Origin of the sequence: Flavobacterium anhuiense (assembly GCF_050990855.1) — a bacterium.
Taxonomy (GTDB): Bacteria; Bacteroidota; Bacteroidia; order Flavobacteriales; family Flavobacteriaceae; genus Flavobacterium; species Flavobacterium anhuiense_C.
Window position 1 is genome coordinate 1128775 of record NZ_CP158861.1, and the last position, 24002, is coordinate 1152776.

Here is a 24002-nt window from a genome sequence, read left to right on the forward strand (position 1 = left end):
AATCATTTTAATCTGTGGCAAACATAACTTAATTATTTGTTTCGTTTTTAGAACTAAAAGCCGTTAAAAGCAAATAACTTATTAAGCCAACTGTTAGTGCAGAAACGGATGCTAAAATAAGACTTCCTACGATATATTGCGTTGCATTTTTTTGAATATCGTTTAGCGTAATCGAACTGTCTAAAACCAAAGGTGCATCGCTAGACACAAAAACACTTCCGACTTGAAGTGAAGCATAGATAATAAACGGAATAAAAGGAGGGAAGCTTACATTTGAAGTAAGATAAGCAATGACTTTGTTGAGCCTGAACAATGCGGCAAAAGTAAAAAGTAATATGGTTTGAAATCCCCAAAAAGGCGAAAGTCCGATAAAAATGCCCAAAGCAATTGCTGCAGCTTTTTTAAAATTAGAATCTTTACTTTCTAAAATATCTTCGAGAAAGAATTTTTTAAAACCTTTTTTTTTTGCTCTTCTAAAGAAATCTCTCGGTTTTATATAAAGCAGAGCATTGGTTACCAAAACCGTATTTAAAATACTGATTCGGGTAAAATCTTGAAACGGACGGAAATGTGAAACTCTTTCTGCTGGATCGTATAAAACCTGAATCGGAATATTTTTAACTACAACTCCTTTCCACGCAGCGCGTACAATAACCTCGATTTCAAATTCAAATTTATTGGTATAAAAGCGTTTTGGTAATAATCGAAGCGGATACAATCTAAATCCAGATTGCGTGTCGTCTAGTTTAATTCCGGTTTCAAATTTGAACCAGAAATTAGAAAACTTGTTTCCAAAACTGCTTTTCTTTGGAACATTTTCCTGCGTCATATTTCGGCTTCCAATCAAAAGAGAATTTGGCTCTTCTTGAATGGCTTTTAAGAAAGCAGGAATATCAGTTGCAAAATGCTGTCCGTCAGAATCGATGGTTATGGCGTATTCAAAATCCAATTCAAGTGCTTTTCTAAATCCGTTTCTCAGCGCTCTTCCTTTTCCTAAGTTTTTAGGATGATGAATTTGAGTCACTTGCGAATACGATTTTAGAATTTCGCTTGTAGAATCGGTAGAACCGTCATTAACAATTATGACATTTGTGGTGAAATCTAAAATAGAATCCAGTACTTTTTTCAGCGTTTTTTGATTATTGTACGTAGGTACAATAACGCAAAAGTTAGTCGAACTAAGTAATTCTTGCTGTGATTTCATGAGATGTTTATTGAGCTTACTTTACAAATTGCTTCTCTTTTTCAGAGAAACTTTTAGATTGTAAAACAAAGTCTTTAAGATAATCTTTCAAAGCCGCACTTTGCGATGCATAATAAGTCGCGATGAATTTTTTATCTTCTTTAATATTTTTCTTGTAGCCCGTAATAGCAGGAACATCTTCCTGAACGCTTAGTCTAATCATTCGCATTTCGATATTGCTTGGATCGCTTTTTATTGTGGCTTCAAGCAATTTTGCACCTTCTTTAAAACGCTCCATTTTCTGACCCAATTTCTTTTCAAATTTAGAATCTACTAAAATAGATGCCGCTTTGTAAGCCACTAAAATTTTATCGTCATTATTTGAAATTCCAGAAAGTTTTGCTGTAAACTCTTTAGCATTGCTTTCTGATTTTGCCACATCAGCATACATTTTGCGGATAGAAGCCAAGTCTGGCGTTCCTGCAAAACTAACCCATAAAAGTAATGTCAATAACAGTTTCATAGTTATATTTTTTTGTACACAGTGCTCAATTTAAGAGCAGTTGTGTCGTTAAAGTAAGTCGTGTTTTTCACTTTTACTAAACCGTCTTCTGTTGTTGTAACATCTAGTTCCAATCGTAATTCTGGTGTAACTTCAGGATTAATTAGAGCCATGAATTTTACATTTGCTAAAGACTGAATCATCAGCGAACTTTCAGTAATAGATTCTGTCAGTTCTTTGATAATCTGAATCATGCAAACACCAGGCATGATAGGATTTCCAGGAAAATGACCTTTAAAAACCTCATGTTTTGCATTGACTAAAATTGTAATAATATATTTTGAATCAGATGTTTTTTCCTCCGATAGTATTTTATAAAAATCTTGTAAAATCATATTTTTTATTTTCCAAATGAATAGGAAACCCCCAACTGAAAATTAATGTTTGTATTATAATCTCCAAATAAATAATAATTATTAGAGTCGTTTTGATAATAATCGCTGCTCAAAATATCTAGCAGTCCTTTTTTAAATCGAGCTTCAAATGTCAAACCTGAAGGCAGGGCATAAGCAACTCCTAAAACCAAACCAAGATCATTTTGCGCTTTTCTAACAGCAAGATTATCATTCAATAAAATATCTAATGTTGGTCCCGCTTGAAACTGAATTCCTTGTGGCAGCGTAAACTTGTTTATCATAGAAAGAGACAAATAGTTTATGTCAAGATCTAAATGCTCTACTTTGTTTGTCTGCGTATTTTCATCAAAATAATTTCGCGCCACATTATTAGAACCTTGTCTGCTGTAATTAATCTCTGGTTGAAGCGCGTAAATTTTGGTTATCTTAATTTCTGTAAAACCACCAGCATAAAAATCAGTTTTATAATCGGCGTGCATTTCAGAAATGGTCGAAAAACTAAATCCAGCTCTTAAACCTGGTTTAACTGAAATTTGTGCTTGTATGCAAAAAACTGTAAAAAAGACAGCAATTAAAAAGACTATTTTTTTGCTCATGCTTTTTTATTTTGTTTTGAATGTATAGCTAATTCCAATCTGGAAAACCTGATTTAAAATCACTTGGTCATAATAATAACCGTCATCAATGCCTTCGTAACCATAAATATCTAATAATCCTTGTTTGAATCTTGCTTCAAATGTCAAACCATTTGGCAGCGTATAACCCAAACCTCCAACAAAAGCAAAGTCAACATCTTCTGGATTCGTATTGATATAATTATCGCTAACTTTTAAATCTAAAGATGGTCCTGCTAATAGATGAAAGCCTCCACCACCAAAGTTAAATTTAGCAACCGCTCCAAGTGTTATATAATTCAATTCGTAATTTTCAGAATAGTAACGACCGTTTTCAAAATATCTTCCTCGATCGCCTTGTCTTGAATAATTGATCTCTGGTTGTAAAGAGAAAAATTTATTGAATTTAATGTCTACCAATCCACCAACATAAAAATCTGTTTTAGAACTATTGTCGTCAATATTTGATAATGTCGATACATTCAAACCTCCTCTAAGTCCAGGACTAACTCTTACTTGCGCATTTGCTTGGATTCCGATTAATAAAACAAATGCAATTACAGCAAATTTTCTCATTTCTAATTCATTTAAAGTTTATGGTTAGTTTAATTTTCTATTCAGATTTTAGCTGTTGCAAATCGATTTTCAGCTTAATATTCTGATGGATAATTTGAATTTTCTCAGCAAAAATATTGTTTTCTGAATTGAAAAGCAGTGTAAATTTTTCTTTTGTTTTGGATGCGTGAACGATCTTTTCTAATTTCTGATCTTTTTTGGAGATAAAAATATAATTGTCTCGTTTGCCGTCTTCCGATTTATAAATGTCAGCCGATTCATTTTCAAACTGATCTTGAAGCTGATATTCTTTCTTTAAAAGCAATCTGAAATCTTCTTTTAAAGTATTGATTAAAAATTTTCTATCTAATTCTGAAACTATAGAATTGACTTTAAAATCGGTTTCTGAGATTTCAAAATCCATTAATTTATTTCCGAATTCGGTTGTAAAAACCACTCTATGCGTGGTGTCGTTTATTTTCTTGGCAATGAAAATTCCAGACAATTCATTTCCGTAAACGCTGATGTTGGTTTTATAAACATAATCGGCTTTCGAATCTGTGAAATACGGAACTGTATAAGACGTTTTGTCTAATTTTTTGGGCGTATAATTTTTTGTGACAGAGCCGCAAGAAATTAATACGATTGCCAGAAAGCAATTAATTAGTAAAAACTGAATCGTCGATTTTTGCATTGATCACTTTATTTTTAAGTACAATTCGGGTATAATCTTCAGATGATTCTAATAGTTTTACCTGAACAACTGTTGCTTCTTCTTTATCAAAAGTCAGTTCGATTTGTTTGATGTATTTTTTCAGCGTCGCATCTTTCGGAATAAATTTCGCCAGATTTTGACCTTTCACTTTAAAATACGAGATGGTAAATTCTTTATCATCAAACATATTTCCGCTCACACTTCCCACAATCAATTTATTGATTCGAGCAAAGATTTTACTGTTTCCAATATCAACAGCGCTTTTCTTCCCTTCATCATTAATCAGGATTTTTCCGTTTTTGAAAACAATGCTATAATTGTATGGTTTTTTGTATTGCCATGATAATAAAGCAGGTTCTTTAAAAACCATTTTCCCTGAAGTTTCAATATCTTTCGATAAAAAATCTAAGTGTTTATATTGAATAAAATCAGTACTTAAAGTTTTGATTTTTTTTGCCACAACATTAACATCTTCTTTAAATTGAGAAATTTCGGCAGCAGTCATTTTTTGCTCTTGAGCAAACAAACTGCCTGATATAAAAAGAATTAATAGTGCTATTTTAGTTTTCATAATAATTTAAAATTTTTGCACTCCCGATAGCTATCGGGATAAAATGATTAACACGGATTATTAATTGAAAAAATCCGTTTTTATCAGCGTCTTCGCGTAAGCGAATCTGTTAAATCTGCGTTCAATCTTTATAAGCTTTAAGATTCAAAAGTTCCTCTATAGAAACGACTTGATACTTATTTTGTTGTAAAAATTGCAAAAACTGTTCCAAGACCAAAACGGAATGTTTTCCTGTATCATGCAAAAGTACAATTCCGCCAGGAGAAACGTGTTTTTTAATTCGATTCAAAATTAATTCCTGATTTTTGGTTCCTCCGTCAAGCGAACGAATATTCCAACCGATAACTTTATGTCCCGTTACTTTTAAAGCTCTTCCAATCGATGGCGTCGTAACTCCATAAGGCGGACGAAAAAAGTTGATTTTTTTGGACGTGAATTTTTCTAAAAGTTGATCTGTTTTCTGAAGTTCATCGGTTATTCTTTTGGCATTATAAAAATCAAAAAACTTTGAATGCGAATACGAATGATTTCCAATCAAATGACCTTCAGAAATTACTTTTTGAAGAATTTCTGGATGCGTTTCGATATTTTTTCCAATGCAGAAAAAAGTCGCTTTGGCATTGTATTTTTTCAGAAGTTCTAAAACTTCCAAAGTATAAACGCTTGGACCGTCATCAAAAGTAAGCGCGATTTTTTTTTCTATTTCTAAAGGATTACTGCAAAACGCTTTTACATGATAATTGGAAGAAATTCGGGCTGAACCAAAAGCATTTATTCCAATCCAGATAAAAATTACAGCAAAAAAGAACCACAAATTTATTGCAGTATAAAGATTCAGAAGAAACAATAAAAGCAAAAAAAAGATAAAAAACAGCGATATGTTTTTATGCGTTATCATTTTGACAGCAGCGTAAAACTATGGTTTTTTCCGTTTAATTGATTGTATAATAAAATCGTTTTATAGCTTGGCTTTTCAACAGCATTTACTTTTACAATTTCTGGAATTTCTTGTGTCTTTAAAATTTTAGAAGCCATCCAAAAAGCAAAAGCAGAAGCCGTATCATATTCGCCACTCAAATGTTTATAGTATAAAACAGGAGTTTGAGCAAATGCATTTTTAGCAAGATTGCTATAATAATTTTCGAAATCGACATTTCCGTCAAAACCTAAAACTAAAGCATCAATATCTGAAATGTCTAAATTATTGGAATTTAGAAAAGATTTAGCAGCAGTTTCAATTTCGTTTTCTTCTAAATTATTTACAATAGAAACATCTAGAAGTTCTGCATACGTATTTTCTTTTCTTTCATTTTCTAAAACAAAAAAACTAGCGCCTTCTCCATAAACTGCTCCAGTTGTATCAGAAGTCAGAACATCATACGGTCCGGAATTGTCTTTTTTAATGCGTCCGTTTAATTTGAAAAGGGAAGTGGTATATTCTCCATTTTCGTCAACACCGCCCACTAAAATTGAATTGGCTTCGTCTTCTTCAATTTGCATTTTGGCATCAATAAGAGCCGATTCAAAAGAAACTGCACCATTTACGTATGTAAAATTATAGCCTTTGCATTGCTGTAAAAGTGCAATTTGAGCACCAACAGTATTATGAGTCGATTGAATGAACGAAGTAGGGGTTAAAAACTCTTCATTATTATCTAAAATGCTTTTCAGGAATTTTTCAGAATCTTCGATACAACCTAAACCAGTTCCGGTAATAATCGCATCTACATTTTCAACATTGGCATCTGTCATTGCCAAAGCTGAAGCCACGATTCCGTTTTTTACACCTTTTGCCATGCGTCGGCTGGCAGCTGGCGAAATATATTCTTTGTACGCTGGCGGAACAATTGCCAGTACATTTTCGTCATGATTTACAACAGCTTCTTCCAAAAAAACAGTATTAAATGTTTTTTGAGTCGAAATACAGCCTACTCCATTTATATATGTTTTTTTCATTAGCTTTTTGAAAATATAAGGGTTGAACAATTTCCTCCAAAACCGAAAGAGTTAGATAAAACGTGTTCGATGTTTTTATTTTTTAAAGATGTCTGCGGTTTCAAATCAAATTCTTCCATCGGAATGTCAAAATTCAAGTTCGGATAAACCACATTATTTTGAATGGCCAAAACACTATAAACAGCTTCAATTGCAGCCGCCGCCGCTAATGTATGTCCTGTAAAAGGTTTTGTAGAACTGAAATCTGGAACTGTTTCGTTTTCATAAATGCGAAGCAAAGCTCTTCCTTCAGATAAATCGTTGTTTGGCGTTGCCGTTCCGTGTACGTTAATGTAATCAATTTCAGAAGGTTTTAAACCCGAAACATCAAACGCTTTTTTCATTGCCAAAAATGCGCCATCTCCATTTTCTGAAGAGGCAGTTTGGTGATAAGCATCGTTTGCATTTCCGTAACCAGAAACTCTTGCCAAAACTTTTTTGTTTTGTTTTGCTACAATTTCATCCGATTCTAAAACCAAAAAAGCAGCCGCTTCTCCAAGATTTAATCCTTTTCTGGTATTGTCAAAAGGTTTGTTGTAATCGTCCGATAAAATCATCAAAGTCTTAAATCCGTTGATAGTGAATTTTGCCAAAGCATCGGCACCGCCCACAATTACGCGATCTAATTTTCCCGTTTTGATTAATCTCGCGCCCAACATAATCGAATTAGCTGCAGAAGAACAAGCTGTACTAATTGTCGTAACCATTCCTTTTAGGCTTAATTCTTCAGCAATTTTATCAGCAACATCGCCGCCGTCGTGACAAGTGATGTATTTTACCAATTCTGGTTTTTCGAAATAATCGTAGTAATGTCTTTCCGTCATATCCATTCCGCCCACGCTGGTGGCAGAAATAAGTCCGGTTCTAAATTCATTTATATCAGTAATGCCAGCATTTTCAACAGCTTGTTTTGCAGCCAAAGTGCCAATCATAGCAGTTCTGGAAAAATTGTTATCATCGTTCAGTTGCAATTCATTGATGAGTTCTTCGTTGGTTTTATTGATTTCGCCAACTTTAATTACATCTGCGTGAACAGTAGCTATATTTTGAATACGAGAAATACCGATTTTGTTTTCGATCAACGAAATATAATTTTCCTCAACCGAATTACCAATCGCAGAGATAATTCCCATTCCCGTTATTGCAACACCTCTTGTCATTTTAGATTTTAGATTTATGATTTTAGATTTTCTTGAACTTTGTCAAAGTTTTAAACTTTGACAAAGTTGATGTAGTATCTGAATTAGATTTTAATATTTCGGTTTAGGAAATCTAAAATCTAAATTCTGAAATCTAAAATTTATTTAGTTCTGTTAGCGCTGATATACGCAGCCATAGTTTCGATTGACTGGAAAATAGCTTTTCCTTCTTTCGGATCAACTAATTTAATTCCGTAATCTTTATCTAAAATCACGATCAATTCAAGTGCATCAATCGAGTCTAAACCTAAACCGTCTCCAAACAATGGATCGTTATCTGCAATATCTTCAACTGCGATATCTTCAAGGTTTAAAGTTGTTATGATTTTATTTTTTAATTCTTCTTTTAATGCTTCCATGATTATTTATTGTATAATGTATTGATAGTTTCGTTTTTATATTTCTCGTTTTCTTCTTTACTGATGATGCAAAGAAACGCTTTATAATTGTCATTGTAAAATTCTACCCAACCACACAGAACGGAATCTGCTTTATTTGTGTTTAACAAAATCCCTAAATAGTTCAACAAAAATTCAGCATTGAAAGCATCAAATATAAAAAAAGAATTTTCACTTTTCAGCTGATGGCGTATACTTATTTCGCCCAAACAAATATTTGGCAGCGTATAAACAAAGACTGCCGGACTCGGATAATAGTTTTCTTTATCTGAAATGGATTCCTGATATTTTACATCGGTATCTAAACTCGAAGACTTATTGGCCAAAACCAAAGCGATATTATTTTCTTGTTCCGTTGAGGTAATAGGACTCAAAAGCAGTTCTGAACCCAAAAAAGCCAGCTTGCTCAAAGCGTCCATTTTGAAAAACTTTGGATACTGCATTTCAAAATTACGATACGCTTGTTTGGCAAAATCTGCAAAATCTGTTGGTTCGATTTTGAATACAGAAGTTCCGTTCAAAACAATTTCGTTGTTTTCGATTTTGATGTAGGATTGTATGTTGGGTTTGTTTTGAGTCATTTTTTAAATCAGTCGCTAATTTATTCGTTTGATAATTCCAGTTATACGTGTTCGATCTAATAAATTACTTTTATAAACATAACTTTCATCTTCTAGAATTTCAATGATTTCAACATAGATTTTTTCACCAATTAAATATTCTAAATTCTTATCGCTTACTTCTAAATAAGTAAGTACATAGTTGGTATCGTTTATCCAATCGATTTTATATTTGGAAAAACCATTCTGATTTTTTTCTACCTGAAATTTTTCGTCTCTTTCGATAATTATATCAGAATAGGCACCATCATTATATCTAAATAATCCATTTTTAAATTCTTTACACTTTGAAATTTTGGATTCTTCAAGTTTTTTATTTTCGAATCGTGCATTAATAAATCTAAATATAAAGTCATAACAATTATTTCTTAATTTACTGTCAGGATAATATTCTATTCCTTTTCTATAAGCAACAACTTGGGCAATATTTTCCTTATTTTTATAAGTCGTTTTTTCTGGAATTATAATCACAGAACTTGTTTTTCCAAGATTATCAACACAAAAATTTACTGTCAATAATTCTATAGAATTTACATCATTAACGAAAAATTCATCTTGAATTTGTGCACTAATGTTTAAGTAAAATAACAAAAAGAGAAAAGTGATTATTTTCATTTCAATTATGAATTAAATTTAATTTTCTTAAAAACCACAGCCGTATTGCAACCTCCAAAACCAGACGCTGTTTTCAGGAAATATTCAATATTCTTTTCTTCGTTTTTCTCAATCACATTGATAGATTCGCTTACACCGATTTCATCAAAACCTTTAGATTCAAAAAGTTTATTTTGATTGGCAGATTCTATCGCAATTACCGTTTCCAATAATCCCGAAGCGCCTAATGTATGACCGTAAAATCCTTTTAAACTATTAATTGGAACATTTTGTAAATCTAAACGATTTAAAGCAATTGCTTCCATTTCGTCGTTATAAGGCGTTGCGGTTCCGTGTGCTGAAATATAATCTAATTTATTGGCTTCAATTTTAGCTTCTTTCAAAGCATTCTGAATACTTCTAAACAAACCTTCACCTGTTCTTGAAGGTCCAGAAATATGATTCGCGTCGTTTATAGAACTGTCGCCAATCACTTTTATTTTAGCGGTTGCCGGATTCGCCGAAACCAAAACTGCAGCAGTTGCTTCGCCTAAGCTTACGCCTGTTCTGTTTTTAGAATACGGTTTGCAAGGCAGTTCGCTCATTGCTTGAAAGGCGTTAAAACCAGACAAAACAAATTCTGAAACTTCGTCGCCAGCAACAACAAAAACATTGTCATAAAGTTCAGATTGAATCATTCTTTTCGCAATAGAAACTGCTAAAATTCCAGAAACACAAGCATTTGAAACGACAATTGGTTGTGTTTGAAATCCGAAGAAATTGGCAACGTTTTTTGCCAAAACATCTAAATGTGCGTTGTTAAAACTTTCTTCGGAATTATTTTGTAAAGCTGTTACATTTCCTTTTGTAGTAGAAAGTATAAAAGCGGTTTTTGAGTTTAATTCGACTTTAGAATTTTTGATAATTGGTTCTAAAGCCAAAATCATCATTTTTTCTAAACGGGAATATTTGGTTTCAGTACTGATTTTTGCAAAAGCACTGTTTATTTTTTCATCACTGATAATCGAAGCATAAAACGGATTTGGCATCAAAGAAATATCATTGTGAAGCTGAATTCCAGAATCGCCACGAAGAATGGCTTCGACGTTCGATTCTACATCAAAACCTAAAGGTGTGATACAATTCGTTTCTGTAATGTATATTTCTCTTATCATTTTATATTTTCATTTTCTTCTCCTGCAAGGTTTCCAACACCTTGTAGGTGTGTTTTGTTTTAGATTGCTTAAAAAAGTTTCACGCAGATTTATAAGGATTTCAGCAGATTTAAAAAAGATTTTTTAATTTTAATTTGTGCTAACTTGTGAATTGCTTCGCCTGTTCGCTATCGTTGGGTCGTGTTCTATTTCAACAACCCAACTTTCCTTTTCCATTCCTCATAAAAAGGCGGATTCGTCAGCATTAAATTTCCGTCTTTATCTAAAAAAACCTGAGTCGTTTCTCCTGTACAGGCTACTTCTCCTTTGTCGTCAATAATTTTAAAACGGTAAATCATTTTTGCCGCGGGCGTGTCAACAACCGTTGTTTCTATTGTTACAACATCGCCGTAACGCAACGACAATTTATGTTCGCAAGTAGATTTTACAATTGGCGTGGTGTAACCCGTAGCGGCAATATCCAAATACGTAAGTCCATGCTGGCGTCCAAAGGCTTCGCGTCCATCTTCGAAATACGTGATATAGTTTCCGTGCCAAACAATTCCAAGCGGATCTGTTTCGTTAAAACGAATCCTGATTTCATGTGTAACGGTTAGATCTGTAGCTTCTTTAAACTGCTCTTTTCTTTTTGTCATAAAATAATGCGATGGAAGTTGTAATAATGAAAAACAAAAATAACAAAGTTATTCTTGGAATGATTTCTAGGAAAGAAACGTTTCGAAGCAAGACATCATAAAAAGCTTCTAATCCCCAGTTCATTGGAGAAGATTTTGCGATATACTGCATGATTGTCGGCATGGCAAAAACAGGAACCCAAACACCTCCAATTGCAGCCAAAATAATGACACTTGTGGCACCAAAAGGAGCAGATTGTTCTTGTGTGCTTGCCACAGTTCCTAATAAAATTCCGAAGCCGATTGCTGCAAAACCCGAAAATAAGGCCACAACACTAGTCAAAAAGAAATGCCCTTCGATGTTTAAAGAAGGCAATCCGATGGATGGAAATAAGAAAACGGCAACGGCAACCATCATATAAAACTGAATCATGCAAATGATCGAGTAGGTGATGGTTTTTCCAATAATTACAATTAAATTGGAAACGGGATTGGTTCTTAATCGAACAAAAGTTCCTTGTGATTTTTCTTTTACAATATTGATTGATAATGGAATCACAATAAAAAAGATAGCAAAAAGTGTCCAAGCTGGAACGTTATGCTGCACCGAATTCGGTCGAACTTCTTTGTTGTTGATTCTCGGAATTATTTCTTTGAAAGTAATAAAGTTTTTCTGCTCAAAATCGATCGTTTCTTCTCCTAATTGTTTTTGGAAAGTAGAATAAATCGATTTGGTTTCAATTTGCGAAATCATTTTGTCGATTGAACTCATAACCGCATTTTTGAAACTCATTTGAACGGCTGGATCAAAATACAGTTTGACTTCTTTTTCTTTAATAACGCGTTGAGGTTCTACAGTTGAAGTACTATCTGTCAAACCTAAATTGCTGACTATTTTTTCTACATTCTGCTCAACTTTGGCTTGTAAATCAGAACTTAGATTTTCTGGAATTACAATTGCCAATTGAAATTTTCCTTTGTACACATTTTCTTTGGCAATTTCTTCCGTGATAGGCTGATTATCAATTTTTGTTACAACGGTAAAATAGTTGCTTTTTTCTAAATTTTCGAAAACGGTTTTCGAAACAGCTCCTTTGTCTTTATCCACCAAAAGAATCTGAATTTTAGAATCGGTTACGGCTTTAAAAGTGCTGTCTTGAATTAAGGTTACGGCAATGACCAAAACCAAAGGCATGACAAATAAAATAATCAATCCGCCTAAATCTCTTCTTAGCAAAAGGAATTCTTTTACTACCGACATCCAAATTTTATATATCATCTCTCAACGCTTTACCAGTTAATGAAATAAAAACATCTTCGAGATTTCGGGCATCTTTTGTAGCTTCAATTAATGCTGATGGAGTGTCTTGCGCATAAATCTGTCCTTGATCTAAAATCGCAATTTGCGTACAGAAATCTTCGGCTTCAGCCAAATGATGCGATGTATAAATAATCGTCGTTCCGTTTTGGTTGAGCGCTTTCAAATAATCGATGATGGCAGTTTTAGAATGCACATCGACACCAACAGTTGGTTCATCCAAAAACAAAACTTTCGGATTATGAAGAATTCCTGCAATTAGGTTAACGCGGCGTTTCATTCCGCCCGAAAAAGTCTGAACTTGTTTATCGGCAAATTTCAATAAACCCAAAAGATCCAAAGCTTCGATCACTTTATCCTTTAAATCTGAACCTTTTAAGCCATACATGCTTCCAAAATACAGCAGATTTTCTCTCGCTGTCAAAGTTGGATACAAAGCATATTCTTGAGGAACAACGCCAATAATTTTTTTAATTTTTGAGGAATGATGCTGATAGTCTAAACCATCAATTGTAAAATGTCCTGAAGTTGGTTTTACCAATCCGCAAAGCATAGAAATTAAAGTGGTTTTACCAGCGCCGTTTGGTCCAAGCAAACCAAAAATCTGAACTTCATTTATATTTAACGAAACGTTGTTCAAAGAATACATTTCTGCATTTTTGTACTTTTTCGAAAGGGATTCTATTTGAATGATAGACTGCAAAATAGGTTTTTAGCTGATCGCTTTTTTTAATTTTTTGAAAAAGATTTCTTCTCTATTGGCAATGTCCAAAAGTTCATCGGCAATCTTGTTGTAAGCATCTTCTTTGGCACTTCTGTTTTTGTAAATACGTGAAGCTTCAACAGCAAAGTCACGCCATGAATCTCCAATTTTTGTCATTTCTTTAGAAAGCTCTTTCAGTTCTTCGTTAGCCAAAATAACCGAAGCTTCCTGTAAAAATGCGGCATAAATAAAACGGAAACCGCCACCGCCAGTTCCAATTTCTTCTTGCATACGAACCATTTGCGCCAGATAATGATTGGCTTTTCTGGTTCCATGTTTTATAGGCCATTTTCTAATTCGTCTGGAAACAAATTTGATTCCGCGTACGCCCACAATTGGCATTGGAGCGAGCATATCGCGACACGTATTTTTGATTCCTTTAATAATAGCGCTTTTTAAATCAACATCTTTTGGAATCTGTATTGGATAGTACATTTGTCCGCGAGGCGCAAAAGCTCCTTTGGCAAAACGCACTTTATTCATATCTTCGTAAGTTAAAGTCGTAACGGTTTCCATTACAGGATCGCTAACTAAATACTCGGTTTCGGTTTTTCCATAAACGACTAAATTGTGCGCGTTGAAATGAAAACGATATTCGTCTGGAAAATAACTTAAATTGTAAACTCCAACTTGTAATCCTGTTGGAATATTATTTTTTAAATTTTCGTCTAAAGCTTTATTCGCATTTGCTACAGAAGAAAATTTTTGTCTTTTTATTTTTAAATGTAAACGATTGGCAACTTTATTGAAAATCTGTCCAGGCAAAGTTCTGTAACTAATTGCTGGCGCATAATTGACTTTTATGAAAGGCAGATAGACAAAAAATAACCCTGAGCCAATACCAAAAACCATCGGTTCGCTAATGTTTAGTCCGCTATTTTTTAGCAGATTCGACGCTACTCCATTCTCGCAATGAGCAGACTGATGATGTGTGAAAGTTAATTCCATTTATTTGGTAATGCTGTTTTTTAATTCGTCGATTGATACTCCAAAAGCATCGGCATATTTTTTTAGAATTTTGTCGCTTAGCTTGGCAAAAACACTAGGTTTAAAATGTCTTTTTACTCGCCATTTCCAGAATCCGACATAACTTGATAAAATCGTAAGATCCATTTTACTGACTTCCATAAAATACACAATCGGACTCACTTCGCCATTTAAAACTTGTTGTTTGGCATCGGCTATTCTTTCGTTTATTTCGTCAATAGAATTGGAAAGTGCTATTGTTTTAGGTTCCCATCCCGTACTTAATGTTGTGGTGTAATTGCCATTTTCATCAGTTGCATACAAAAGTTCTTTTACGTTATTTTTCGTTAAGTTGCTTTGATCCTGAGGTACTTTATCTTTTTCCATTACCTAGTTATTATTTTCAAGTGGAATTGTTACGAAACCGAAATTGTCTTTTGAATAAACAAATTAATTTCGCATTCTAAGAGTATCTGTTCTCCAAGTAAGCTTTTACAGCTCATCGTACATAAAGTGTAATTATCACCAACAAACTTTGAAACCAAATCAGCTTTAGTAACAATAGTTTCTCCGACTTTTGGAAGTGCATGAATTTTTACATTTTTCAAAGCACTGATAAATCCAATTACATTTACGTTCTCATTTTCAATGCCGTTGTCGTCAAAAAAGTATTTTTTTCCAACAATTGCAGAACACGTCTGAGCGGTATTTTCGATTAAACCTGCTTCATTAAAAACATTGTTTTGAACAAAAATATTGTCTTCTTTAATCAGGAATACAGTCTCTACAAAGTTGGCATCAATATCCAAAATCAAATCCACCATAAGCATTGGAGCTCGGTGTGGTAAATAATTTTGTATGTCAACAGCAGAAGTAGTTTTCATTATCGTTTTTATTTTGCCAAAACGGTTTTCATTTGTCCTCTGGCAATTTCTTCATTATTCAAAGTCGTTACAATATCAACCAAAGTAATTCCGGCAAACTCTTGCAGAATCGTTACTTCAGACTGAATGTTGTCGTTTACTTTTGGAAGCTTTTTAATTTCAATTTCCTTAATAGAACCAATGTAGCCTGTTGGAGCAACTTCGTTTCTCAAAAAATATTGATAACCTGTATGCAATGCTACTGATTGCGCCATGTGTTCAATTAATCCTGGTTCTAAAAAAATGTTTTCAGAAACAAAAATATTATCGTTCTGAATTTCTAAACCAGAAACCAAAGAAGTTTCAGAATAAGAATGCATGGTATCGACCATCACAAAAGGGAACTTTTGTGGCAGTAAATTTTCTACCATTTCTTTTTCTAGAAGTGCCATTGTTTCCATTAGCAAACCGTTAAATACGCGTACGCGAAAGAGAATCTTCCGCTTTCTGGAACAGATAATAAAATTTTATCTCCTTTTTTCAAATTCCCTGAATTCATTAATTCCTCGAGAGCTAAGTAGATAGAGGCAGAGCCTACGTTTCCAACTCTAGAAAGATTCATGAACCATTTGTCGTCGCTCATTCCGATACCTTTTTCTGTTAATCCTTTTTTCAGTCCTTCCACAAAAAAGTTAGAAGAAACGTGAGGAATAAAATAAGTAATATCTTCAGATTTTATATTGTTTTTATCCATTGCGTCTTTCATGCTTTCCGCACCTTTTGACAGGATAAATTCGTCCAATAATTTAACGTCTTGTTTAATTGAGAAAACAGATTCGTTCAGCCATTGTTCTGGCGCATAATCGCTCCATGATTTTATTTCACCATTTTCCAATTTATCGCCTCCAGCATACATGCAAGTTTCTAATTCGTAAGCATACGAAAAAGCTTCCATCCATTCTATTTTTAGCGAAATTGGACCTCTTGGTTTATTTTCTAATAAAAAGGCTCCAGCGCCGTCAGATAACATCCAGCGAAGGAAATCTTTTTTGAAAGCAATAATAGGTTGTTCTTCAAGGCTTTTTAAATTATCAGCCTCGTGATTGTATTTTTGAGCAGCTAGCCAAGTCGAAACTTTTTCAGATCCTGTGCAGATTGCATTGTTTGAATTTCCAGATCTAACAGAAAGAAAACCAAATTTTAAAGAGTTCATTCCGGCACAGCAAACTCCAGTTGAAGAGTTTAATTCTACCGATTTGTTTTTTAGCAGACCATGAACCATCGCAGCGTGCGAAGGCAAGAAAATATCTGGAGTTGAGGTTCCGCATGAAAGCACTTCTACATCTTGAGGTGTAAAATTTTCATCGAATAACGGTAAAATGGCATTTTTTGTTAATTCGGCATTGCTGTGTGTGCTTTTTCCTTCCTTATCAACAGCGTAATATCGGCTTGTAATTTTATTGTTGCGCAAAATAATGCGTCTTGCTTTAGAAGCAGTATCATTGATAAGGCCTAAAAAGGCTTCCATTTCATCATTAGAAACGGCTTCGTTGGGCAAATATTTTGCAGCTTTTGTAATATATACTTCAAACATAATCTAAATTTCGTCTTCTAAACTCCCTGATAATATTGAGTTTCCTTTTTTATAGTTTTTAACTTAAGCGGATAGGTAATAAGGTGCAATATATACACTATTGGTGAAATTAACCATATCGCAAGGAATAAATAAACATTAAATACTTTAAGCAGCTGTTTTCGGTTTTTTTGATTTTTATAAATGATGTTTGACCATTTATTGAAAATTTTATTGGCCGTTTTGTCAACAGTCACTAAATACGAACTTATTTTTACCGCACCGGCATTGACCAATTTGGGCTGTAATTGTGCTAAATTATTTTGCTGTAAAGAATCGAGCATGATTTCTCCAAACTGACTTGATTCTTCTATGTCTTTTTCTGAAACTCCTGGAAGCGGAAAAATACCTAAATATTTTTTCTTAACTCCAGAAAACATCCATTCTACAATTGTAATAACGCTGATTAAATTTCCAACGCGATCTACCAAAGCTACATTTCCAACCAAATTGGCATTGGCTTTTCGTAATAAAACCTTGATTTTTTCCTGGGCCATAATCCACATGTTTCTAGAACCGCTGATAGTAATAACAGGAGTATTGTTCAAAATTTTCTTGGCGTCTTCGCTTTTCAAAAAGGAATTAATCGGTATTGAAGGCGATAAATACCAAACCTGATAATGAAATAAAATTAAATCAAACTTTGTATTTAAAATTTCTTCTGGAACAGGCTTTAATGCAGTAGGAATCTGTAAAAACGATTCTGGGAAAGCATCAAAAAAAGAGTCTTTATTCCACGGAAAAGGAAATGGTTTCTCTAGTTGTATTTCGTGAAAAGTGAGATTTATTTCCTCCGAATTTAGAAAGGGTTTTGCAATATTTCGTGCAATAGATTCTAGCTGTCCAGACTGAGAATAATAAATTACGAGAACATTTTTCATTAGGTTTTCGGCTTTGGTGGTCAGCAAAAGTAAGTAAATTTATTTAAACGAATTTTCTTATTTCGACCAACGACAATGAAATCCTAATTTTTTGATTTATTGAAAAAAAATAAATCGAAAAGTGTCTTTTTGGTGTTATTTTGATAATGAATCTTTGTTTCCTAACTGATTCCAAAAATCAAAATAATTGAACCATTGCAATGGATATCGATGCAAAATGCTTTCTACACTTTTTACATATTCTTTCAAAAGTGCTTTTTCGTCTCGGTGTTTTACTTCGGCTTCTCTTGCGTATAAATGGTAATGCAGGTTTGGCTCTTTCATTACATAAACAAAAACTACAGGAACTTTTAATCGTGAAGCAATTAAAAATGGACCCGCTGGGAAATTGGCTTCTTTGCCCAAAAGGTTTTCAGAAAGCGATTTTGTTCCTTCAAAATAACGATCGCCTGTAAAGCAGATTAATTCGTTCTTAGCCAAAGCGGCATTGATCTCAAAAATATGAGAGAGATCTTCTTTTATGATAATAAATTTTACGGTAGGTTTTTGAGAAACGCTTTCTAGATAATTCTTAATGGCAGAATGTTCTAAATCTGTTGTAACGAGATTGATTTGAAAATTAAGATCGATATCTCCTAAAAAATGTTCGGCAATTTCAAAATTACCAACGTGCGCACTAATTAGTACACCGCCTTTTTTCTCGGCGAGTAATTTTTTTAGCGTTTCTATTCCGTCAAATTCATAAGTGAATCTGTTTCGCATTCCAGCAGAAATAGAAACCTTATCAATAATGGTTTGTCCAAAAGTATAATAACTCTTGAAAACCATTTTTTTTGATTTGAAATAAGAGTATTGAAGTCTTTCTCTGAAATAGTAGAAAATGGCTTTGTTGCTTTTTCTTAGAAATAAAAAATAATAGGAAGCAACAAAATAAAGTAGGACATAAGCAGATTTGATACCCGCTTTTTTAATCAAAAAAACGAATATTCTATAACCTAAAACAGTTCCTTTGGATTTGCCATCCCATTGACTCATTTAAGCTGACTTGGCTTTGATTTTGTTTTCGATTAGGTCATAGAAACTTTGAAAATCAGAAATTCCAACAAAATCTGCTTCAACTAGTTTTACACCAAAGTTTGCTTCAATTGAAACCACCAAATCAACATAATCCAGACTATCTAAACCAAGTGTATCTTTTAAATTAGCATTAGGTTCAATGTCGTCATTATCAACTTCAAATTCATCAACCAAAAAACCGTTTATTCTTGCTATAATCTCTTCTTTATTCATTGTTCAATTTAAACTTTTTAACCACCAACGCAGAGTTGGTTCCTCCGAAACCGAAAGAATTGGACAAAAATATGTCAAATTTTTTGTTTAACGTAGTTTTAACTAAATTTAATTTTGACGCATCTTCATCTGGGTTTTCCAAATTGATGTTTGGCGCGATAAAATCGTGCTGCATCATTAGGATAGAATAAATGATTTCGCTTGCTCCCGCCATCCAGCATTCGTGGCCTGTCATGGATTTTGTAGAACTTACAGGAGGATTTTTTTCTCCAAAAACTTCAAAAATAGCTTTTGCCTCATTGGCATCTCCAACTGGTGTTGAAGTTGCATGAGCATTAATATATTCGATATCTGATGCTTGTAATTTTGCATCATCAAGAGCACGTTTCATTGCAGTTGATGGTCCATCAACGTTTGGAGTTGAGATATGTCCTCCGTTTGAAGAAAATCCGTAACCGCCAATTTCAGCAATAATGTTGGCACCGCGCGCAACGGCAGATTCGTAGCTTTCTAGAATTAAAGTTGCTCCACCGCCACTCGGAATTAATCCGTCACGACCAGAATCAAAAGGTCTTGAAGCTTTTGTCGGATCGCCTTCTCTGTTAGAGAAAACGCCTAATCCGTCAAAACTGCTCATCGCATATTTATTAATTTCTTGGGCTCCGCCAGTGATTACAATATCTTGAAAACCGCTTTTAATTAAAAAATAAGCCAAACCAATGGAGTGAGAACCACTCGCACAAGCGGCACTTACGGTAAGATTGATGCCTCGTAGTTTAAAAATCGTCGAAAGATTCATGGTTACCGTAGAATTCATCGATTTGAAAATGGCGCCAGAACCAATAAGAGCAGTGTCTTTTTTCTCGCGTACAATATCTGTAGCGTCAATGATGGCTTTAGAAACAGAGTCGTTTCCGTACATAATACCTACTTCGTGATCGTCAAAAAAAGCATCATCGATATTGGCATTTTTAAGAGCTTCTATAGTGGCCATATAAGCATATTCGGTTTCTTCACCGATGCTCATACGTTGTCTTCTAGTCAATAAATTTTTAAGATCGGCTTTCGGAACCATTCCTGTTAAGGCTGATTGAAAACCAAATTCTTTACGTTCAGAATCAAACTGAATACCAGATTTTCCTTCATATAACGAATCTTTTACTTCGTCTAATGAAGTTCCGATACAAGAATAAATTCCCATTCCAGTAATTACAACTCTTCTATTCATCGTCTTTCAAAAGTAATTTTATATCCTTAAAGTGTAATTTTTTAATCAAAAGGCACTAATTTTTTAATCTCGCAAAGACGCAGAGTCGCAAAGTATATTTTTTAAAGTCTTTTTGTTAAAAAACTTTGCGACTCTGCGTCTTTGCGAACAATTTTTCGGCATTAAAAACTTAAATGAACCTCACGCAAACATTGGAGAAATTCTTAAGAATATATTCCGCCGTTTATATTAATAATCTCTCCTGTAATATAGCTGGCTTTTTTGGAAATCAAAAAGCTTACCAAATCTGCTACTTCCTCCGCTTCACCAAAACGATTTACCGGAATTAGTTTTAATAATTCTTTTTCGTCCAACTGACTTGTCATATCGGTTCTGATAAAACCTGGAGCCACAGCATTTACAGTAATATTTCTTTTTGCAACTTCTTGAGCCAAAGCTTTTGTCGCTGCTACAATTGCACCTTTTGCAGCCGAATAATTGGCTTGTCCAGCAGTTCCTTTTACTCCAGAAACCGAAACCATATTTACGATTCGGCCGTATTTGTTGCGTAACATTTTTTGAATGAAAAACTGTGTTACATTAAAGAAACCGTTTACACTAGTATTCATAACGCCGCTCCAGTCTTCTGGAGTCATCCACATAAAAAGCCCGTCTTTTGTGATTCCGGCATTGTTTACTATTGCTTCAACTAATTTTTCAGGATTGGCGTCCTGCCAAGCAGTTAAAACATTTTGTACGTTCTCAAAATTGGAAACATCAAAACCTAAGATTTCTCCAGTTGCGCCTAGTTTTTGAACTTCTTGCAATGTTTCTTCGGCAGCTGTTTTATTCGAATGATAATTAATCAGAATATGATAATCGGATTCTACGGCTAGTTTTTTGCAAATCGCACTTCCAATTCCTCTAGAACCGCCTGTTACTAATACACATTTCATTTATATGGTTGGTTTTGTTTTTATTCGTCATAAATGAAACCGCTCAATACACTGCGATTTCATTTATGCAAATTTCTAATTTATTTGGGAATAAATTTTATTTCTTTTTCTTTGGTGCTGGTTTTGCAGCTGGTTTTTTTGCAGCAGGCGCTTTAGTTTCCTCTTTTGGTTTTTCGACAGGAGCTGCAGCAGGCTGAGGTTTTTCTGCACTTTTGGAGAATAGTTCAGCATTTTCAAACCATTGATTGGCTAAAACTGTTCCGTCTGGTTTAAGAAATCCCCATTTTCCTTCGTTTTTTACTCGGGCAACACCACCAATAAATCCTTTATCTTGTTGTGTAAACATTGCGATAATAGCATTTGTAGTGATACCGTATTGTGTTGGAATTACCAATTTTCCAGATTCGTTAATGAATCCCCAGTTGCTTTCTTTTACTGGAGCCAGACCGTTTGTACTGAAAACTTCTGCATCGTTATAAGTTGGTTCAATTACAAATTTTCCTTCTGGATTGATGAATCCCCATTTTTTTCCAACTAAAACCGGGGCTAAGTTTTTAGAAAATGCTTTTCCTTTATCATAAATAGGAAGAATTGCCCAATTTCCTTTTAAATCGATATAACCGATTTTTCCATTCTTTTTAGCGAAAGTCAAATCTTGAGTTTCAAAATCCCAGATTTTTTCTGCTCCGTCAACTGGAATAAATTTTCCGCTACTTACAAGACCAAAAGTTTTATCTTTTCTAGCCCAAGTCGTTCCTTTAAAATAATTTCCGACTTCAGCGTAAACAGGTTCAACCAATTCTTTTCCGTCAGTATTGATAATTCCCCAGTTTTTATTTAGCTCAACTCTAGCATAACCATTTTCAAAAGATTTGATCTGATCGTATTTTGGTTCTAAAACCACAGTCATTTTGTTATTGATCAATCCAATCTTATTGTTTTGTTTGATAAAAGCTACACCATCATTAAAATCATATAATTTATCTGAAGCAGGCGCTTTCTGAATTTCTCCTTTTGTATTAATATAAACCCAGTCTTTGTCTTTTTGTACAATTGCAATTCCGTTGTTAAAATCTTTAGCGCTATTAAAATCTGCTGGGATTACCCAAGTTCCTTTTGCATCGATAAAACCCCATTTTCCGCCGTTTTCGACTGCAGCTAAACCTTCAGAAAAACTTCTGGCTGATTTGTATTGAGGTTCGATTTTAAAAGATCCATCTTTAGAGATATATCCAATTTTGGCGTTTTTTTTAACTAATGCTAATTCTTGACTATTAACAAATTGAATGCAGCATAGCAATAAAAATACAAATGACTTTTTCATGATTTTAAGATTCAATATTAATACTGTAAATTAAAGATTTTTAACTGTTTATCAAATAATCTTTTACTTTTTGAACAAAAGGATACATTACTTGGTCTTCCTTAAATTCTGGAATTATGTTTCTAACGTCGTCGTACCATTTTCTAGTAACAGATGAAATTTGATCTTTTTGTCCTAAATAATCAATTGCCTGAACAATTGTAATTAATTCGATAGCTAAAACCTCAAAAGAGTTTTCGATCACTTTTGATGTAATCACAGCAGCATTTGTTCCCATACTTACAATGTCTTGGTTGTCATTGTTGTTTGGAATACTGTGTACGTACATTGGATTTGATAAAGTCTGACATTCTGCAGTTGTTGAAGTCGCAACAAACTGAACGCCTTGCATTCCGAAATTGAATCCTAATGTTCCTAAGTTTACGAAAGGAGGCAAAATTTCGTTGATTTTTGAATTCAGTAAATAATTCAATTGACGTTCTGCCAGCATCGTTAATTTCGTAACAACGATTTTCAGTTTGTCCATTTCTAGCGAAATATAATCTCCATGGAAATTTCCTCCGTGGTAAACGTGTTTGTTTTTCACGTCAATAATTGGATTATCGTTCGCAGAATTGAATTCATCTTCTAAAATGGAAGCTACATTATTGATAGTTTCTAAAACTGGTCCTAAAATTTGGGGAACACATCTTAATGAATAATATTCTTGAACTTTTTCTTTGAAAATTTCTTCTGTGTTTTCGCCAGAATATAAGTGGTCTTCTCTTTTACGGATCAACGTACTGTCAGAAAGGTTTGTTCTCATTCTTTCTGCCACTTCCTGTTGTCCTTTATGACGTTTGGTTTGATTTAATTCTTCAGAGAAATGATCGTCGTAAGCTTGAACCAATTCGTTAATTGCGCAAGAAGCTTTTACAGACCAATCTAATAATTTTGAAGCGTAATGAACATTTACCACTCCAATTCCTGTCATTACAGAAGTTCCGTTGATTAACGCCAAACCTTCTCTAATCTCTACTTGAATTGGTTTTAAACCTTCAATTTCGAAAACTTCTGCTGTTGGACGTCTGTCTCCTTTATAAAAAACTTCGCCTTCACCAATTAAAACCAAAGCTAAATGTGATAGCTGTACCAAGTCTCCGCTGGCACCCACACCGCCGTGTTCAAAAATTAACGGTGTAATATCTCGATTGATTAATTCTGCCATTAAATGAACAACAGAAGAATGTACCCCTGAATTTCCTAATGAAAGCGTATTTAATCGAGCTAAAATTGCTGCTTTTGCGCACTCAGCGTTTAAAGGTTTTCCCGTTCCAGAAGAGTGGCTTCTAATTAAATTATATTGCAGTTGAATTTGATCTGACTCTTTAATTCTATATTGAGCCATTGGACCAAATCCTGTATTTACGCCGTAGATTACTTTATTTCCTGAGAATTCTTTTAAGAAATTAAAACTTTCGTTTACTCGATTTAAAACCACATCGCTTATTGCAACTTTGCTTTTTCCGAAGATTATGGCTTCAAATTCTGCTAAACTTAAATATTCATTTATTGTATTCATCAAATCGATTTTGGTTGTGCTAATTTAATTTTATTTATCAAAATAAATGTAGTTATTTTGATGATGGCAAATGTAGGTTAATTAATGAT

The 24002-nt window shown here is 33.8% G+C and carries 29 protein-coding genes; all 29 read right to left on the reverse strand.

The genetic code is table 11. The annotated features are described in order from the left end of the window. Positions 1–28: 28 nt before the first annotated feature. The 29 genes from ABTV69_RS05135 to ABTV69_RS05275 all read right to left on the reverse strand — a co-directional run bounded on the left by ABTV69_RS05135 (position 29) and on the right by ABTV69_RS05275 (position 23913). Entirely contained in the window at positions 29–1204 is a 1176-nt protein-coding gene (locus ABTV69_RS05135) for a DUF2062 domain-containing protein (protein ID WP_433834586.1), read from the reverse strand. A gap of 16 nt (positions 1205–1220) precedes the next feature. Beyond that, the gene (locus tag ABTV69_RS05140; RefSeq protein WP_433834587.1) at positions 1221–1706 is read right to left on the reverse strand and encodes a hypothetical protein; all 486 of its coding nucleotides are present in this window, start codon (positions 1704–1706) and stop codon (positions 1221–1223) included. Positions 1707–1708: 2 nt separating this feature from the next. After that, positions 1709–2080: a 3-hydroxyacyl-ACP dehydratase gene (locus ABTV69_RS05145; RefSeq protein ID WP_433834588.1), complete on the reverse strand. Its 372-nt coding sequence runs from the start codon at positions 2078–2080 to the stop codon at positions 1709–1711. A 5-nt stretch (positions 2081–2085) separates the two neighbouring features. Then, the gene (locus tag ABTV69_RS05150; protein ID WP_433834589.1) at positions 2086–2697 is read right to left on the reverse strand and encodes an outer membrane beta-barrel protein; all 612 of its coding nucleotides are present in this window, start codon (positions 2695–2697) and stop codon (positions 2086–2088) included. Positions 2698–2703: 6 nt separating this feature from the next. After that, positions 2704–3291, reverse strand: a complete 588-nt coding sequence (locus ABTV69_RS05155; protein WP_433834590.1) for a porin family protein — start codon at positions 3289–3291, stop codon at positions 2704–2706. A gap of 37 nt (positions 3292–3328) precedes the next feature. Beyond that, positions 3329–3964 carry a hypothetical protein gene (locus ABTV69_RS05160; RefSeq protein WP_433834591.1) on the reverse strand — a complete coding sequence of 212 codons (636 nt, stop codon included), beginning with the start codon at positions 3962–3964 and terminating at the stop codon, positions 3329–3331. Then, entirely contained in the window at positions 3930–4556 is a 627-nt protein-coding gene (locus tag ABTV69_RS05165; RefSeq protein WP_433834592.1) for a LolA family protein, read from the reverse strand. The genes ABTV69_RS05160 and ABTV69_RS05165 overlap by 35 nt, the downstream gene beginning before the upstream one ends. Positions 4557–4677: 121 nt before the next feature. Further along, complete coding sequence (locus ABTV69_RS05170; protein ID WP_433834593.1) at positions 4678–5454, reverse strand: polysaccharide deacetylase family protein; 777 nt, start codon at positions 5452–5454, stop codon at positions 4678–4680. Then, on the reverse strand, positions 5451–6512 hold the full coding sequence (locus tag ABTV69_RS05175; protein WP_433834594.1) for a beta-ketoacyl synthase N-terminal-like domain-containing protein: 1062 nt from the start codon (positions 6510–6512) through the stop codon (positions 5451–5453). Before ABTV69_RS05175 ends, ABTV69_RS05170 begins: the two co-directional genes overlap by 4 nt. Continuing rightward, positions 6512–7711 (reverse strand): beta-ketoacyl-[acyl-carrier-protein] synthase family protein, encoded by a 1200-nt coding sequence (locus ABTV69_RS05180; protein WP_433834595.1) that lies wholly within the window; start codon positions 7709–7711, stop codon positions 6512–6514. Before ABTV69_RS05180 ends, ABTV69_RS05175 begins: the two co-directional genes overlap by 1 nt. Positions 7712–7851: 140 nt before the next feature. Continuing rightward, the gene (locus ABTV69_RS05185) at positions 7852–8109 is read right to left on the reverse strand and encodes a phosphopantetheine-binding protein (RefSeq protein ID WP_008465883.1); all 258 of its coding nucleotides are present in this window, start codon (positions 8107–8109) and stop codon (positions 7852–7854) included. A gap of 2 nt (positions 8110–8111) precedes the next feature. Continuing rightward, complete coding sequence (locus ABTV69_RS05190) at positions 8112–8729, reverse strand: 3-oxoacyl-ACP synthase (RefSeq protein ID WP_433834596.1); 618 nt, start codon at positions 8727–8729, stop codon at positions 8112–8114. Between the two features lie 15 nt (positions 8730–8744). Continuing rightward, complete coding sequence (locus ABTV69_RS05195) at positions 8745–9383, reverse strand: hypothetical protein (protein WP_433834597.1); 639 nt, start codon at positions 9381–9383, stop codon at positions 8745–8747. A gap of 5 nt (positions 9384–9388) precedes the next feature. Beyond that, complete coding sequence (locus ABTV69_RS05200) at positions 9389–10537, reverse strand: beta-ketoacyl synthase N-terminal-like domain-containing protein (protein WP_433834598.1); 1149 nt, start codon at positions 10535–10537, stop codon at positions 9389–9391. 185 nt (positions 10538–10722) lie between these two features. Beyond that, positions 10723–11172, reverse strand: a complete 450-nt coding sequence (locus ABTV69_RS05205; RefSeq protein WP_433834599.1) for an acyl-CoA thioesterase — start codon at positions 11170–11172, stop codon at positions 10723–10725. Next, positions 11147–12430 carry an ABC transporter permease gene (locus ABTV69_RS05210; protein ID WP_433834600.1) on the reverse strand — a complete coding sequence of 428 codons (1284 nt, stop codon included), beginning with the start codon at positions 12428–12430 and terminating at the stop codon, positions 11147–11149. Before ABTV69_RS05210 ends, ABTV69_RS05205 begins: the two co-directional genes overlap by 26 nt. After that, complete coding sequence (locus tag ABTV69_RS05215; RefSeq protein ID WP_433836677.1) at positions 12420–13118, reverse strand: ABC transporter ATP-binding protein; 699 nt, start codon at positions 13116–13118, stop codon at positions 12420–12422. The genes ABTV69_RS05210 and ABTV69_RS05215 overlap by 11 nt, the downstream gene beginning before the upstream one ends. A gap of 63 nt (positions 13119–13181) precedes the next feature. After that, a complete protein-coding gene (locus tag ABTV69_RS05220; RefSeq protein ID WP_433834601.1) occupies positions 13182–14180 on the reverse strand; it encodes a BtrH N-terminal domain-containing protein in 999 nt (332 codons plus the stop codon). Then, positions 14181–14585: a hypothetical protein gene (locus ABTV69_RS05225; RefSeq protein ID WP_433834602.1), complete on the reverse strand. Its 405-nt coding sequence runs from the start codon at positions 14583–14585 to the stop codon at positions 14181–14183. A gap of 29 nt (positions 14586–14614) precedes the next feature. Then, the gene (locus ABTV69_RS05230; RefSeq protein ID WP_433834603.1) at positions 14615–15082 is read right to left on the reverse strand and encodes an ABC transporter permease; all 468 of its coding nucleotides are present in this window, start codon (positions 15080–15082) and stop codon (positions 14615–14617) included. An 8-nt stretch (positions 15083–15090) separates the two neighbouring features. Then, on the reverse strand, positions 15091–15522 hold the full coding sequence (locus tag ABTV69_RS05235; RefSeq protein ID WP_433834604.1) for a hypothetical protein: 432 nt from the start codon (positions 15520–15522) through the stop codon (positions 15091–15093). After that, entirely contained in the window at positions 15522–16655 is a 1134-nt protein-coding gene (locus ABTV69_RS05240) for a beta-ketoacyl-ACP synthase III (protein ID WP_433834605.1), read from the reverse strand. The genes ABTV69_RS05235 and ABTV69_RS05240 overlap by 1 nt, the downstream gene beginning before the upstream one ends. A gap of 17 nt (positions 16656–16672) precedes the next feature. Next, a complete protein-coding gene (locus ABTV69_RS05245) occupies positions 16673–17575 on the reverse strand; it encodes a dialkylrecorsinol condensing enzyme DarA (protein ID WP_433834606.1) in 903 nt (300 codons plus the stop codon). Positions 17576–17710: 135 nt separating this feature from the next. Continuing rightward, entirely contained in the window at positions 17711–18610 is a 900-nt protein-coding gene (locus ABTV69_RS05250; RefSeq protein ID WP_433834607.1) for a lipid A biosynthesis acyltransferase, read from the reverse strand. Beyond that, positions 18611–18865, reverse strand: a complete 255-nt coding sequence (locus ABTV69_RS05255) for an acyl carrier protein (RefSeq protein ID WP_306154150.1) — start codon at positions 18863–18865, stop codon at positions 18611–18613. Next, entirely contained in the window at positions 18858–20093 is a 1236-nt protein-coding gene (locus ABTV69_RS05260; protein ID WP_433834608.1) for a beta-ketoacyl-[acyl-carrier-protein] synthase family protein, read from the reverse strand. The genes ABTV69_RS05255 and ABTV69_RS05260 overlap by 8 nt, the downstream gene beginning before the upstream one ends. A 203-nt stretch (positions 20094–20296) precedes the next feature. After that, a complete protein-coding gene (gene fabG / locus ABTV69_RS05265) occupies positions 20297–21028 on the reverse strand; it encodes a 3-oxoacyl-ACP reductase FabG (RefSeq protein ID WP_433834609.1) in 732 nt (243 codons plus the stop codon). A gap of 97 nt (positions 21029–21125) precedes the next feature. Then, positions 21126–22352, reverse strand: coding sequence for a WG repeat-containing protein (locus ABTV69_RS05270; RefSeq protein WP_433834610.1), 1227 nt, complete (start codon positions 22350–22352; stop codon positions 21126–21128). Positions 22353–22392: 40 nt separating this feature from the next. After that, positions 22393–23913 carry an HAL/PAL/TAL family ammonia-lyase gene (locus ABTV69_RS05275; RefSeq protein WP_433834611.1) on the reverse strand — a complete coding sequence of 507 codons (1521 nt, stop codon included), beginning with the start codon at positions 23911–23913 and terminating at the stop codon, positions 22393–22395. Positions 23914–24002 lie beyond the last annotated feature (89 nt).